This window comes from Dolichospermum sp. UHCC 0260, from assembly GCF_009711985.1.
Taxonomy (GTDB): Bacteria; Cyanobacteriota; Cyanobacteriia; order Cyanobacteriales; family Nostocaceae; genus Dolichospermum; species Dolichospermum lemmermannii.
This window is the reverse complement of record NZ_VIKZ01000072.1, coordinates 18,698-33,432: the sequence shown is the minus strand read 5'-3', so window position 1 is coordinate 33,432 and position 14,735 is coordinate 18,698. Positions and strand designations below refer to the sequence as shown.

Sequence of the window (14,735 nt, the reverse complement as noted above, 5' to 3'; positions counted from 1 at the left end):
TTATGAAGATTTAAGGGTTTCAAATATGGTGAAAAATCATTGTTTAGCAAAATCAATTAGTGACGCTAGTTGGTATTTGTTTAGGCAATGGCTAGAATATTTTGCGATTAAATTTGACAAAATTGCTATGGCCGTAGCACCTCATTACACTTCTCAAAAGTGTTCCAGTTGTGGCGTAATTGTCAAAAAATCTCTATCAACTCGTACCCATAATTGTAGTTGTGGATGCGAATTGCATAGAGATACAAATGCCGCAGTTAATATTCTAAATCTGGCAAAAAATAGGGGAGGGCATCCCCAAATTAACGCTACAGGAGTTGAAGCCACTACTCTACTTGGTGCAAGCCTGGTTGAGCCAAGTTTTGACGATGAATGTAGAATCCCCTCGGCTTTAGCCAGGGGAGTGTCAAATATTCACCTCACATAACAACAAATGGAAAAACTACAATTATTTGGTATGCCTGCGGAGAAAGGGCGATGGCTACTGATACCTCTAAGTATCACTGTTTTACTGTGCTTGGGTACAGTTTATTCTTGGAGTATTTTTAGAAAACCTTTGGAAAAACTTCTTAGTGTGGGTGCAACTGATAGCCTATTACCATTTACGGTGCTGCTGGTTGTATTCGCAATTTTAATGCCAATCACTGGCTTTTATATCAATCGTTTTGATACTCGTTTGATTACAGGTGTTGGTGGGTTAATTACGGCAGTAGGTTATATTCTCTCTAGTTTGGGTGGCAATATTCCCACATTAACTATTACCTATGGTGTGATTGCTGGTATGGGTGTGGGTATCACTTACGGTGTACCATTGGCTGTGGTGGCTAAGTGGTTTCCTGATAAAAAAGGTTTGGCTGTGGGCGCTACTGTGATTGGATTTGGTTTGTCACCTTTAATTACTGCACCTTTGGCCAAGTTTCTGATAGATGCTGTTGGAGTTCAGCAAACTTTTGTAATTTTAGGTATTGCTTTTGCAGCTATTATTACGGCTATTTCTACTGTCCTCACAACTCCTCCTCCAGGTTGGCAGCCAGAAGGATGGACTCCACCTGTAGCTGTTCAAGCGAATTCTAACACGACAACTTCAGGATCAATTCTTCAGACTTCCAGTTTTTATGGCTTGTGGTTGTGCTACACCATTGGTTCTTTTGCGGGACTGGCAGCTATTGGTATTTCTAGTCCTCTAGCACAGGAAATTATTAAATTAGATGCAGCCACAGCCGCAAATACAGTTTCTCTGTTTGCTGTCTTTAATGGTGCGGGACGGTTGTTTTTTGGGTGGTTTACGGACAAATTTACGCCAAAGTTGGGGGCAATTGTTTCCTTTGTTTTAATTTTGATTGGTTCGATTATGATGCTGAGTGCGGGTAAGGGCAGTGTACTCACTTATATAGTCGCTTTTTCGCTATTTTACTTCGCTTTGGGGGGTTGGTTAGCGATCGCTCCCACTTCTACTTTAATCATGTTTCAATCCCAAGACTATGCCAAAAATTACGGTATTGTCTTCACTGCTTACGGTATGGGGGCTTTGGGTGGAACTTTATTAGCTGGCAAAATTAGAGACATTTTCGGCAGTTACACTAATTTCTTTTATCCAACTGCGGGATTAGCCATTGTGGGAATTATTGTGGCTGTATTCATGCTGAAACGCACTTCTGCCAATGCCGATTTAGTCACATAATTTGTTCGTTTTCGACATCCCCTCTTAACTTATGCTTTCCCGCATTAGTTAGAGGGTTGTCGGATTATTATGTGCATTTTCTAATTATTTTTAATTTTCTGCAAGAGTCAGATCCCCGACTTTTCTAAGAAGTCGGGGATCTTATCCCTATAGTGTGTTCAGTTACAGTTATTATCCCGTTAGTTAAGCAAGAATAGAGATTATTGAATTCAATTCCAACTCCTGAATTCTTTTTTGATAATTGATATGTAGGGGCTGCTGAATAAACCTAGAACTGAGATATATCAAGAGTTTGAAGGTAAAAAAGGTGAATCAGGTGCAAGGAATAAGGGTTGAAATCAGCAAAAACCTATCACTTGACCAGATTCAATACTATTCTTCTCTTCTTCTAATTCTTCCTCCTGACTCCTGACTCCTGACTCCTGACTCCTAGCCCTCACAGACAACTTTTTCAGCACCCCCTATGTAGCCATTTATATAAATTTTATGCTGCGGTTTTATGAAACCTCGAATTATTGTTTGCGGCTTAGGGCGTACCGGATATAAAATATTTCGGTTACTGAGAGAACATGGGGCTTTAGTAGTAGGTATTCATCGCAAACCCGTTGCTGGTGAAACTGCTGCTAATGTAATTGTTGGTGAGTTACAGGCAGTTGCCACTTTGCAAGCAGCGGGAATTACCGAAGCACATACTTTAGTAATTGCGACTTCTGATGATGCCCTAAATTTATCAATCATGATGCAAGCACGGGTACTTAATCCCCAAATTCGGATTATTAACCGTTTTTATAATACGAATTTAGGTGAACGTCTTGATCAAACTTTGTCAAATCATTTAAGTTTGAGTGTTGTGGGTTTAGCCGCACCAGTATTTACCTTTGCCGCTTTAGGAAACAAAGCCATTGGCCAAATTAAATTACTTGAGCAAACTTGGCCAATTCAAGAAGAATATATTCACGAAAATCATGCTTGGAAGGGTAGAAAAATTAGCGGTTTATGGGAAGATCCAACGCGAATGCTGATTTATTATGTCCCTATCCAAGGGAAAATGAATGTAGTTTCAGCAGTGTTATTAGATCAACAATTAAAAGTAGGTGATCGCTTAATTATTGGCACTCAACCCCGCATTCGTCCACAACGTAAATCATTTATTAGAAAATTAATCAAAGCTTTTGCTAATATTAGGGAATTTCAGAAACACGCCCAATCAGTTGTCGGCATGGCAATAGCTTTATTAGTAATTATTTTACTCTCTACATTTACCTATGTTGCCAGTAAGCATAATCTCTCTTTTGTTGATGCTTTATATTTTGCTGTCGGCATGATTACAGGGGCTGGTGGTAATGATAAAGTCGTAGAAAATGCACCTGATAGCATCAAATTATTTACCGTTATCATTATGCTAATTGGGGCTGTGGTAATTGGGCTTTGGTACGCTACGCTGACAGATTTTATCCTGGGTAGTCGCTTAAAACAATTTCTAGACGCAGCGAGAATTCCCCAACATAATCATTATATTGTTTGCGGTTTAAGTGGTATCGGCATTAGAATTGTTCAACAATTACATCTGAGTGGCCATGAAGTAGTAGTAATTGAAACAGACGCTAATAATAGATATGTGACTACTGCTAGAGGTATGAGTATTCCTGTCATCCTTGCTGATGCCAGTTTTCGCGCTACTCTACAGTCAAGTAATATCAACACAGCTACCGCAGTTTTAGCTGTCACTAGCAATGATGCTACTAATTTGGAAATTGCTCTCAAAGCTAAGGCTTTAGCACCGAATATTCCTGTGATTGTCAACTATGCTGATCCCGATTTTGCTGGTATAGCACAACAGGTATTTGACTTTGAAGCTGTACTCAGTCCCGCTGAACTAGCTGCCCCTGCCTTCGCTGCTGCTGCCCTAGGTGGTAGGATTATTGGTAATGGCATTATTGCTGATAATTTATGGGTAGCTTTTGCCACCACAATTACACCAATACACCCTTTCTGTGATGAGTGGGTGAAAGATGTGGCCAAGTTGGCGGATTTTGTGCCTTTGTATGTGGAAATCAACCACGAAACTGTACAGGGCTGGGATTTATTAGAAACGATTCTCGCCCCCGGAGATGTTTTGTATTTAACCATGCCCGCTAACAGGTTAAATCAGTTATGGCGAGAAGAAGGAAAAGGTATTGGAGTTTAATTAATTTTTATGGCAAGATAGTTCTTCCTCGTCAGTTTCAACTATATCAGATTCCCAGCCGCAAGTCAACCCCCTTTATCTATAAAATGCGAAATTTTTTTCTTTTTTTGGGAATTATGTTATGCCTACGGCACGCTGCGCGTTAACGAAGTTACTCTGAAAGATGCACGCGCAAAGGCGCAAAGGTTGAATTTGCTCACCTGTTACCTATTTGTAGGATGATAATGTAGCACTTGTACAGTGTTATTGCATTCCCAAATAGGAAAATAGCGTGTCAATTCAAGAACATAAAATTACGGTAGATTCTTTAGAATGGTTTTATCGGGAAGCTGAACCGATTGGGAGAACTGATTTAATCCCTGTGTTATGCTTACACGGGTTAGTTTCTCAAAGTTATAGTTGGAGAAATGTTATTCCCAGTTTAGCAGCACAGGGAAATAGAGCGATCGCACCTGACTGGATTGGTTACGGATTTTCTGGTAAACCCGAAAAACAGGATTTTGCTTATACTCCGGACGCATTTATCACAGCTTTGGATGGATTTGTTAAAGCTTTAGAATTAGAAAGATTTTCCTTAGTTGTCCAAGGATTTTTAGGTTCAGTTGGGTTACAATATGCCTTACGTCATCCTGAAAAGATTGCTAATATAGCGATTTTAAATACACCAATTTCTACTTCTGCAAAAATTCCTTGGAAAATCAAACAAATGGGTTTACCATTGGCTGGAGATATCATTACCCAAGATCCTTTGTTGGTTGATAGAACATTGGAAGGGGGTAGTCGTTACCGCATTGAAGATGAAGATTTAGATATTTATAGAAAACCATTTTTGAAAAGTTCTGCTTCTGGGAGAAGTCTCCTCACCACAATTCGCAATTTTCAACTAGAAAAAGCGATGATAGAAATAGAAAATGGGTTTAAAGAATGGCCACAACCTATTTTAGTCCAATGGGGGATAATTGATCCTTGGTTATCTGTAGATATGGCGGAAACTTTCGTTAAATCTGTCGCCAATGGTGAAATAATTAAACTTAATAATGTGGGACATTATCCCCAAGAACATTATCATGAAGTAATTTTACAGGATTTATTACCATTTGTCCGGCGCTCCCAGTCGAATTAGAGGAGGAGTCACCGAGTCACCGAGTCAGGAGTCAGGAGAAAGAAAGAAGAAAGAAGAAAGAAGAAAAGTTATCTCCTGTTCCCTGTTCCCTGCTGTAAGATTTACACTTCTTAACCTATCCACATCCTTGCTGTGAAATCACCATAACCTGATAATGAGAGTAGATGCAATCATTTGTAAATTGATGAAGGTAGGTTAGGATTCATGGCTTATTCGTGGTTTAAAGCATTTCATATTATTGGCTTTGTGGTTTGGTTTGCGGGGTTATTTTACCTAGTGCGGTTGTTTATCTACCACGTTGAAGCGAACCTTGAACCAGAACCAGCAAGAACGATACTGAAAAACCAGTATCAAATCATGGAAAAGCGTCTTTACGATATTATTACCACTCCAGGTATGTGCGTAACGGTAGCAATGGCCATTGGAATCTTATCTACAAACATGGAACTGCTACAAGAACCCTGGTTACATTTCAAATTAGGGTTTGTAGGGATTTTAATTGGCTATCATTACTACTGTGGAAGATTAATGAAGCAGTTAGCAGCAAATGAATGTAAGTGGACTGGTCAAAGTTTACGCGCATTAAATGAAGCACCAACACTTTTATTAGTTGTAATTGTGATGTTGGCGACATTTAAGAATAACTTACCAACGGATATTACAGCTTGGTTAATTTTTGGTTTAGTGATTTTCATGGCTGTGACTATTCAACTTTACGCCAAAATCCGCAGACGTAATCAAGAAAAACTCACAGCAGAATTAAATCAAATTCCCCAAGGGTAATCATGTATTTTTTCCTTTGCGCCTTTGCTTCTTTGCGCCTCTGCGCGAAACAAAAACAATGATATGATTATCGAACACTGCCAGCTTGACAATCCCGTAACCATAGTTTAACACCTTGAGCGATCGCCCCGTTACTACTATTTCTCGGTGGTGCGATAGGTGGTTTGACTGGATAACTACCGTCTTGGGTAAACATCATTACCACAGTCCAACCAATGTTCGTTTTTGTCAAAAATAGCCTGTGAAATTCTTGTAATTCCACAGGTTTTTTGTGGATATATGTCCGTTCTAGGGTAGTAAAGAAAACCTGTTTTACTCCTTTGGCGTTATACTTATCCCCATTATCAATACTTGGATTTAATGGTAAAGGTTCAAATTCTGGTTTACCAGCAACTAATATATAGGAAAAAGTATCAACACTCCTGTTCAGAATACGCGCACGCTGGATAACACGATTAGTATAGCTAGGTATATCTAATATTAGCTGAGTTGTTAAAGTTTCTAAACTTTGCTCAGAACAAGAATTACTAATTTTGGGATTTACAGGTTTGGGAGGAATATTTTTAGCATCAGCGGAGTAATGAAATCCAGGAGAAATAAACAGCCAGCAATTACAGGCTATCAAATATAAGCACCAAAAAGCAGGAGAGAAATTTACTTTCTTCTTCCTTTTGCTTTTTTCCTCTGGAATTCCTAAACTACAGTCAGGGTTTAGCATTGCTCATTTTTGCTACAATTGGTGTCTAATTAACGTAAAACGTAAAACCGATTTGATTTAATAACTTACCCCCAACAAAGGCAAAAAAATAGTATTAAGAGGGTTGACAATTGATTTTGAATTTGTTATCATAGAAATGACGAGGAAGAACTATCTTGATAATCAGATTATATCTTCAACTCCTCTAAAATCTGATTCCAAGCTAACTCAGGAACAGCCGCCGCAGTAATGGGACGACCGATAACGAGATAGTCTGCACCCGCTGTGATAGCTTGAGAGGGAGTGAGCGATCGCTTTTGATCTCCCTTCTCGGCCCATGTTGGCCGCACCCCTGGACAAACCAGCAAAAAGTCTTTTTCACAACTTGCTCTTAATTGTTGCACCTCTTGGGGAGAACAAACAGCCCCATTTAAACCAGAATTCTGTGCCAACAGTGCCATTTCTAAAGCAAATTCTGGCAATTCTAAAGGTATTTTTAAATCAACCGCCAATTGTCGCGCCGAAATACTGGTTAACAACGTAATAGCGATTAACTGAGGTGGTTTTGTCCCGGCTTTTTCCGCCCCAATTTGCACCGCTTCCGCCGCAGCTTTAAGAGCATCTTTACCACAAGTTGCGTGAATTGTCAATAAATCCACCCCATAACCAGCCGCAGCGCGACAAGCACCGACGACAGTATTGGGGATATCGTGAAATTTCAAATCTAGGAAAATTCGCTTTTCTTGAGATTTGAGGATTTCCAGAATCTTGGGACCAGTGCTAGTAAACAACTCCAAACCAACTTTCCAGAAAGTGACTTGGGGAAGTTTATCAACAAGAGCGATCGCACTCTCTAAATCTGGTACATCTAAAGGAACAATAATTTTGTCAGCATTCATAATTCTTATTATTACTTATTACATATTATCCAATTTATTATACTTTAATAGCGATGTTTAATATGACTACTTTTGAGTAGTTTAACAATTAGATTTACTTAATTAAAGCCTACAAGTGTTTAATAACATATAAATACTGTGTAATAGACTACAACAAAAATTTTGCTCTTAACCCTGTTATTTCCCTAATTTATAAGTGTAAATTATGAATATTTGGAAAATAGTTTAAATATTTCTATTTTAGAAAAATTAATATAACTTCATATTTATATTTTCTTAATATTTTATTGAGAATAATTTCTATTTATCAACGATCTTGCAATAGTTTCAGCGATTTGGTAAAATTTCATAATTTAGGCGTAGTATATCAATTTTCTAAAATTGTAGGAAGTACAATCTGGAAATCCTTTATTTATAGGTATTTGAGAAATAGGGAAAGTGAGGACGGGGAAAATATTCAGGAGTGATAGAGAATTTTTTGGACAAATTTAGAAATACCTTGATGTAGTTTTGTAAAGCAACGTCAAGGGTGGGTTGACAAAATAGACAGTTTATGATGACGGAATCAGCAAAGATATTAAAATCATGCTAACGATAAAAATTTTAAATAAGATAAATAAAAACATCAAAGTCATTCTTATTTTTAGACAGGGAATAGATTCCCTGACTGACTCTGGAGTGCTGATAGCTGACAGCTACTTTACCAACCGCACAAAATTCTTCTTACCCACCTGTAACACCTTATCATATAAATCATCAGGTGTAGAAAAACTTAAATCCGCATCAGCAATCTTATCACTATTTATCCTCACTCCACCCTCCTGAATTTTCCGTTTACCTTCGGCTGTACTTTTACATAAACCGGTAGCACCTAAAATAAACGCTAATTTCGCCGGAAATTGAGGAACAGCAGCCAGAGAAAATTCTGGTAATGCTCCCTCCTTCCCACCACTTTTTGCCGCCTCCTTCGCCTCATTAGCCGCTTGTTCACCGTGATACTGACGGACAATTTCCCAGGCTAAAAATTCTTGGGCGTGGCGCGGGTTTTCTGGCAGACCATCCAAAGATAAATCTGTGAGCAGTTCAAAATACTGTGACAGTAAATTATCTGGTATACCTTGAAGTTTTTGATACTTTTGGGAAGGATGTTCACCCAACCCCACATAATTACCCAAAGACTTAGACATTTTTTGGACACCATCAGTCCCAATTAAAATTGGTAATAACAGTCCAAATTGAGGTTTTAGACCAAAATGACGTTGTAGATCTCGTCCCACAGCGATGTTAAATTTTTGATCAGTCCCTCCCAATTCCACATCAGCTTCCACAGCCACAGAATCATAACCTTGCATCAGTGGATACAGGAACTCATGGAGAAAAATAGGACTCTCTTGTTTATAACGTTCCGCAAAACCTTCCTTAGCCAACATTTGTCCGACCGTCATTGTGGAAAGTAACTCCAAAGTTTTCCCCAAATCTAGACGGGAAAGCCATTCTGAGTTATAACGGACTTCTAACCTACCGGGAGTATCAAAATCTAAAATAGGACGGACTTGGTCAAGATAAGTTTGGGCATTTTGTGCCACATCAGCTTCCGTAAGTTGACGACGCACCTCAGATTTACCAGTAGGATCACCAATTCGGGCAGTAAAATCACCAATAATCAGTACCGCTGTATGACCAGCATCTTGAAAAGCCCGTAATTTCCGTACAGGTATACTATGACCCAAATGAATATCTGCCCCAGTCGGGTCAATACCCAGTTTAATCCTTAACGGACAGTCAGAATTGAGTAACCGCTTTTCCAAACTTTCCGGATCATTATCACCATTATGGGGAAAAATTTCTGCCACACCACGATGCAACCAAGAGAAACTTTGCGTCATACTAAGAAATTCGCTATTAACTATACTTTCCACTCTAAAAGTTAAGTTTGTTATGTTCACAAACCAATTATCTGTTCTTTTTCCTGTCAGATTACTATAATTGCAAAAAATTAACTGTCTTTTTCCATTTAATGAATTACATTTAAATTTACAAGTGAGGAAGTGAGATCGCCGTGTCGTCTAGGACTTTTGCAAACAAACAACCACAAGAGAAGGATTCATCTGGATTTGAGTTTTTTAAAGGAGTCGGTCAGATAACTGGGGGTACGCTGCTATCCATGACACTCTTAACAAGCTCTATTGTGGCGGGAACACTGGTAGGTTTAGCCATTAGTTTCCGTAATTTACCAGATGTTAGACAAATAAAAAACTTTTTCCCCTCGGAAACAACTTACATATACGATATAAAAGGCAAACTTTTAACTGGCATCCACGGAGAGGCTAACCGAGAAGTAGTACCATTAAATAAAGTTTCCCCCAACCTCAAACGCGCAGTTTTGGCCAGTGAAGATGGTCACTTTTACGATCATCACGGGATTAATCCCACTGGTGTTGGCCGTGCCGTCATAGTCAACATGGTAGCAGGTGGCGTAAAAGAAGGTGGTTCTACCATCACCATGCAGTTAGTAAAAAACTTATTTTTGTCTCAAAAACGGGCATTTACGCGGAAGTTAGCCGAGGCTGTCCTAGCAATTCGGTTAGAGCAAATCCTCAGCAAAGAGGAAATTCTAGAAATGTACCTCAATCAAGTTTATTGGGGTCATAATAACTACGGTGTGCAAACAGCAGCCCGCAGTTATTTTAATAAATCAGCAGAATATTTAACTTTGGGTGAATCAGCTATGATGGCGGGTTTAATCCAAGCACCAGAAGAGTTTAGCCCTTTTGCAAGCATGAAATTGGCCAAACAGAAACAAAAAGAAGTTCTGGGGCGAATGATCGAATTGAATTGGATTACCCAAAAAGAATATGATGATGCCCTGAAACAACCAATTAAACTGGGTAAAATCAGGTCTTTTCAAGGTAGTGCCTCACCTTATATTACCAATACTGTAGCCCAAGAGTTGGCGAAAAAATTTGGACGTGATTCTCTGCTCAAAGGGGGAATGCGCGTCCAAACTACGGTTGATGCTAAATTCCAAGCAATGGCCGAAGAAACCGTTAGAGATTGGCATGAAAAGCTTCAGTCTCAAGGGTTGAATAAGAATCAAATGGCCTTAGTGTCAATTGATCCCCGCACCCATTTTGTGAAAGCCCTTGTCGGTGGTGTAGATTACAAAGCCAGTGAATTTAACCGAGCTACACAAGCTCAACGACAACCAGGCTCTTCATTTAAACCATTTGTTTACTATACCGCCTTTGCTACTGGCAAATATGCACCAGATAGCACAGTGATAGATGCTCCAGTCAGCTACCAAGATGGTAATAATAGGTACTTCCCAAGAAACTATGATGGTGGCTTTGCCGGAGCGATGTCAATTCGCAAAGCCCTCGCTCAATCTCGAAACATCCCAGTGATTAAACTTGGTAAATCGGTGGGGATGAATAAGGTGATTGAAACCTGCCGGACATTAGGAATTATGAGTCCCATGGAACCTGTTACCTCTTTACCTTTGGGTGCTATTGGTGTCACTCCCCTAGAAATGGCCAGTGCCTATGCTACCTTTGCTAATTATGGCTGGCAGTCACCATCTACTGTAATTGTGAGAATTACAGATAGTGCTGGTAACGTGATTCTCGATAATACACCCAAACCTAAACAAGTTCTTGACCCTTGGGCATCAGCAGCGACTATTGATATCATGACTTCAGTAATGACAGAAGGTACGGGAAAAGGTGCTGCTATAAATCGCCCCAGTGCGGGTAAAACAGGAACTACATCCTCAGAAAAGGATATTTGGTTTGTAGGTACTGTACCCCAACTAACTACTGCTGTCTGGGTAGGACGGGACGACAGCAAACAGTTAGCTAGTGGAGCAACTGGTGGTGGTACTGTAGCCCCCATTTGGCGAGATTTTATGACAAAAGCACTTAAGGGCGTACCCGTAGAAAAGTTTAAGCCTCCTTCTCAGTTTCCCCGTCCCAAATCAAACTAATTGGTCAGTTGTCAGTTGTCAGTAGGGGCGAAGCATTTGGAAGATAAATTATCGGTCATTGCCAAAAATAGTTCTCCAAATACTTCGCCCGTACAGTTGTCCGTTGTCCGTTGTCCGTTGTCAGTGGGAGAAAGAATTTTCCCACTGCCTCCCCTGTTCCCAGTTATTTTGTTTGTTCCAATTCCGCTTTCATCCTTTCTAATGTCACGTTCATTGGTTGAGTCGAGGGAGGATATTATTCCTCGCCCCTCTCAGTTAGATCCGGGCGTGCGACTTTCACCGCACCCGGCTCCCGATGTTCTTAGCTTCCGCTTTTGCTGATATGTATATAATCGTGGCAGATGAAAGTGAATGGCTAGAAGGTTTTTAGGTTTCCATCAACATGATGCAAATGTACCTTCTCATCCCCAATCATTTTCAATCCACAATGACCACATTTATGGTTTTGCCGTTTAAGGGCTTTAGAGGTATCGCTGTTATAGAGCTTGCTGTTGCGCTTGCTCCAGTAACTTAGATCTCCATCGTAGGGTGATTTCTCACCTTTAACATTGATGTGTTTGTTTTCGGAGTAAGGAACTGCTGGGAATGCTTTCTTGATTAGCTCGTGGCAGGTATGGCGATTCTGCTTAGTTTCCTTGTTGAATACCCTGAATGCTCTGTGATTGATGTGCCATAAGGAAAACTTCGACCCATCCATCTTGCAGAAGCGGTGGTAATTCCTCCAACCTCTAACTACTGGGGCTAATTTCTCAGCCTTTGTGGTAGCACCATAATTCGAGTTGTTGATGATGTGTTTTACTTTCTTGCGAAAAGCTTTGTAGTTATCCACTGAGGGGGTACATCTAAACTTTCCGTTTTTCTGGATTTTAAAGTTCCAGCCGAGGAAATCAAACCCATCTGTCGCGGCGGTTAGCTTTGTCTTTTGCTCACTGACTTTCATTCCCCGCTCTGCTAAAAACTGACTGATTTTATCAAGTATAACGGTAGCATCGTCTTGGGGACGGAGTATTATTACCATGTCATCTGCGTAGCGGACTGATGGCTCAATAATATATTCCTTGGAGGTTTTGTCTGTGATTCTACAGTTGGATGTCCTGTGATATCTGTGAATACTTTCAATCCCATTTAAGGCGATGTTAGCTAATAGTGGGCTTACCATACCACCTTGAGGTGTTCCTTGTTCGGGAAACTCTGGATTAACTCCGGCTTTGAGACATCGGAAAATTCCTTGTCTTATGCTCTTGGGAGCAATGAGTCTGTCCATAATGGCGGTGTGGTTTATCCTATCAAAGCATTTTTCGATGTCGAGTTCTATAACTCGTTTATCTATTCCGTTGACGCGAGAATTTAGGTTATTGAACAGGAATTTCTGGGCATCGTGTGCCGAGCGTCCCGTTCTAAACCCGTAGCTCCTGTCATGGAAAGTTGCTTCGTGTGCTGGTTCTAATGCGTATTTAATAAGGCATTGATACGCCCTATCTGCAATAGTGGGGACTTTGAGAATCTGGGTTTTACCGTCCTTTTTGGGGATAGGTATTTCACGTAATCCCTGGTGTTTCCAGTCGTTACATTCGCTTGAGAGTTTTTCGCTCAGTTGAAACCTTTGCTCAAAAGAGAGCGCGGTTTTACCGTCAATTCCCGCTGTCTTTTGCCCAGCATTTAGCTGTGTTACTTGACGAATAGCCAGTAATCTTGCGGAGGTTGATTTCAGAATCAGCTTTTGTAAGGACTTCGCTTTGCGCTTGTCTCCAACAAGAACAGCTTTATACACGCGTTTTTGTAGGCGGAATAAGTTACGGCGGAATTTCTTCCAAGGCAACGTCTTCCAGGATTCACTAGAGTTGCCTCTGTGTCTAATCATGCTCTGCGACCATTTGTGTATTCTGAACACCTCAGACCAATTACGGCCTGTCCTACCCGGATTGAGGGATTTCCGCTGCTCGTCCAGCCTACTTAGGGAACGAATCCGCCCTTAGACCCTCAATCCGTTTTTATTCGTTCCCTCGGTTGATTGATAGTTCCGTTAGGTGTAGCCAATTCAACCACTGGATTCCCTAGACTCTTACCGCTATCTGACCAATATGCGGCGGGAATTATGCTCCAGTGAAGTCAGGATTTTGCTGTTGTGTCAGGGGAAACGCATCTTATCAATAAGGGCAATTTAATCTCAATAATGACCAAAATATTCGCATTAACGACCATTATTGACAATATTTTATTCCATCACTATGACTCTGAAAAAATCAATCAAACGATAAATGAGGATTTATTGGTTTACGCATTAAATCGGTATTTTGTCAATAAAATTTAGATGCGTTTCCCCTGCGTTCCCTGTTCCCTCTGAAGAATTAATCAGTTCATGAATCAAGTAGAATGGCTATAGATAAAATGATCTTAACTAAACGAAAAAGCCGGACTATTGCTGCTATTTTAGCCTTTTCTGGCACATTAACGATTTCGGGTTTACATAAATTCTACTTGGGACAGCCACTTTGGGGAATACTGTATGTTCTATTGTCTTGGACACCGATTCCCAAGGTAGCTTGTGCTATTGAAGGGGTTTGGTATTTAACTCAAGATGAAGAAACTTTTGATCGGTATTTTAATTTGGGTGAATCAGTAATGAAGGTATCAACCCAAGTTGGGAATCAAGTAGAATCAGTTGCTAATGCTTTGCGTGAGTTAGAAGCACTCCGTCAAGATGGATTAATTTCTGAATACGAGTTTGAGCAAAAACGTCGGCAAATGTTAGATCAAATTTAGGTAATTGGTAATTGGTAATTAGTAATTGGTAATTGGTAATTGGTAATTGGTAATTGGTAATTGGTAAAAGGATCAGGTTAAAAATGAATAAGTGGCTACCTTTAAATCTGAAATTGCAAAAGCTTCGCGCCAAGCTGCTGAATGATCCTTATTATCGTTTACAGTCGGGGGAAGAGGTACAAATGGCCGCTGAATTGGGTTTGGGTATTGATGCTAATCAAGCAACTGTGGATGATTGGCTGCGTTTACCTGGGTTGTCAATTCACCAAGGGCGATCGCTTGTGGAACTTTCTCGCGCTGGTGTAATATTCTATTGTGTCGAAGATGTGGCTGCGGCTTTGGGTTTGCCAGTACAACGATTAGAACCGCTCAAGTCTTTGCTGAATTTTAATTATTATGATCATAATTCCCTCGATAAACCCCAGCAAGTTAACCCTAATACTGCTTCGGTAGAAAGTCTTGCCAAAATCCCTTTTATAGATTTATCCCTAGCACAGACAGTTGTGGAAAACCGTCTGGCTGCTGGTCCTTACCGGAGTTTAGCAGATTTTCAACAACGTTTAGAATTATCTGGGGATGCGATCGCTCAGTTGATGTATTATTTGCGGTTTTAGTCAGT

General features: G+C 40.1%; 11 protein-coding genes and 1 pseudogene. 8 read left to right on the top strand and 4 right to left on the bottom strand.

Features of this window, described 5'->3' with window-relative positions; genetic code table 11:
- The 5 genes from FJR08_RS20865 to hemJ form a co-directional block, all read left to right on the top strand.
- A partial coding sequence (locus tag FJR08_RS20865; protein WP_168634422.1) for an RNA-guided endonuclease TnpB family protein occupies positions 1 to 427 on the top strand: 427 nt, incomplete at its 5' end.
- Positions 428 to 433: 6 nt separating this feature from the next.
- Positions 434 to 1,681 carry an OFA family MFS transporter gene (locus FJR08_RS20860; protein ID WP_168634421.1) on the top strand — a complete coding sequence of 416 codons (1,248 nt, stop codon included), beginning with the start codon at positions 434 to 436 and terminating at the stop codon, positions 1,679 to 1,681.
- Positions 1,682 to 2,180: 499 nt separating this feature from the next.
- Positions 2,181 to 3,869, top strand: a complete 1,689-nt coding sequence (locus FJR08_RS20855) for a TrkA family potassium uptake protein (RefSeq protein WP_168634420.1) — start codon at positions 2,181 to 2,183, stop codon at positions 3,867 to 3,869.
- Between the two features lie 271 nt (positions 3,870 to 4,140).
- Entirely contained in the window at positions 4,141 to 4,992 is an 852-nt protein-coding gene (locus tag FJR08_RS20850) for an alpha/beta fold hydrolase (RefSeq protein WP_168634419.1), read from the top strand.
- 204 nt (positions 4,993 to 5,196) lie between these two features.
- The gene (gene hemJ, locus FJR08_RS20845) at positions 5,197 to 5,775 is read left to right on the top strand and encodes a protoporphyrinogen oxidase HemJ (RefSeq protein ID WP_015083228.1); all 579 of its coding nucleotides are present in this window, start codon (positions 5,197 to 5,199) and stop codon (positions 5,773 to 5,775) included.
- A 67-nt stretch (positions 5,776 to 5,842) separates the two neighbouring features.
- On the opposite strand, the gene FJR08_RS20840 is transcribed toward hemJ, so the two are convergent.
- From FJR08_RS20840 to tyrS, 3 genes are all read right to left on the bottom strand, one after another.
- Complete coding sequence (locus FJR08_RS20840) at positions 5,843 to 6,493, bottom strand: hypothetical protein (RefSeq protein ID WP_168634418.1); 651 nt, start codon at positions 6,491 to 6,493, stop codon at positions 5,843 to 5,845.
- Between the two features lie 167 nt (positions 6,494 to 6,660).
- Positions 6,661 to 7,371, bottom strand: coding sequence for an orotidine-5'-phosphate decarboxylase (gene pyrF, locus FJR08_RS20835; protein ID WP_168634417.1), 711 nt, complete (start codon positions 7,369 to 7,371; stop codon positions 6,661 to 6,663).
- Positions 7,372 to 8,066: 695 nt separating this feature from the next.
- On the bottom strand, positions 8,067 to 9,257 hold the full coding sequence (tyrS, locus tag FJR08_RS20830; protein ID WP_174783190.1) for a tyrosine--tRNA ligase: 1,191 nt from the start codon (positions 9,255 to 9,257) through the stop codon (positions 8,067 to 8,069).
- Positions 9,258 to 9,430: 173 nt separating this feature from the next.
- Here tyrS and FJR08_RS20825 point away from each other — a divergent pair, with 173 nt between their 5' ends.
- Positions 9,431 to 11,353 (top strand): transglycosylase domain-containing protein, encoded by a 1,923-nt coding sequence (locus FJR08_RS20825; RefSeq protein WP_168634415.1) that lies wholly within the window; start codon positions 9,431 to 9,433, stop codon positions 11,351 to 11,353.
- Positions 11,354 to 11,654: 301 nt separating this feature from the next.
- On the opposite strand, the pseudogene FJR08_RS20820 reads toward FJR08_RS20825, so the two are convergent.
- Positions 11,655 to 13,214, bottom strand: a pseudogene (locus tag FJR08_RS20820) (group II intron reverse transcriptase/maturase).
- A 530-nt stretch (positions 13,215 to 13,744) separates the two neighbouring features.
- Here FJR08_RS20820 and FJR08_RS20815 point away from each other — a divergent pair.
- Both FJR08_RS20815 and FJR08_RS20810 read left to right on the top strand, forming a co-directional pair.
- Positions 13,745 to 14,116 carry an NINE protein gene (locus FJR08_RS20815; RefSeq protein WP_168634424.1) on the top strand — a complete coding sequence of 124 codons (372 nt, stop codon included), beginning with the start codon at positions 13,745 to 13,747 and terminating at the stop codon, positions 14,114 to 14,116.
- Positions 14,117 to 14,199: 83 nt separating this feature from the next.
- Positions 14,200 to 14,730: a ComEA family DNA-binding protein gene (locus FJR08_RS20810; protein ID WP_168634413.1), complete on the top strand. Its 531-nt coding sequence runs from the start codon at positions 14,200 to 14,202 to the stop codon at positions 14,728 to 14,730.
- The last annotated feature ends 5 nt before the right edge of the window (positions 14,731 to 14,735 follow it).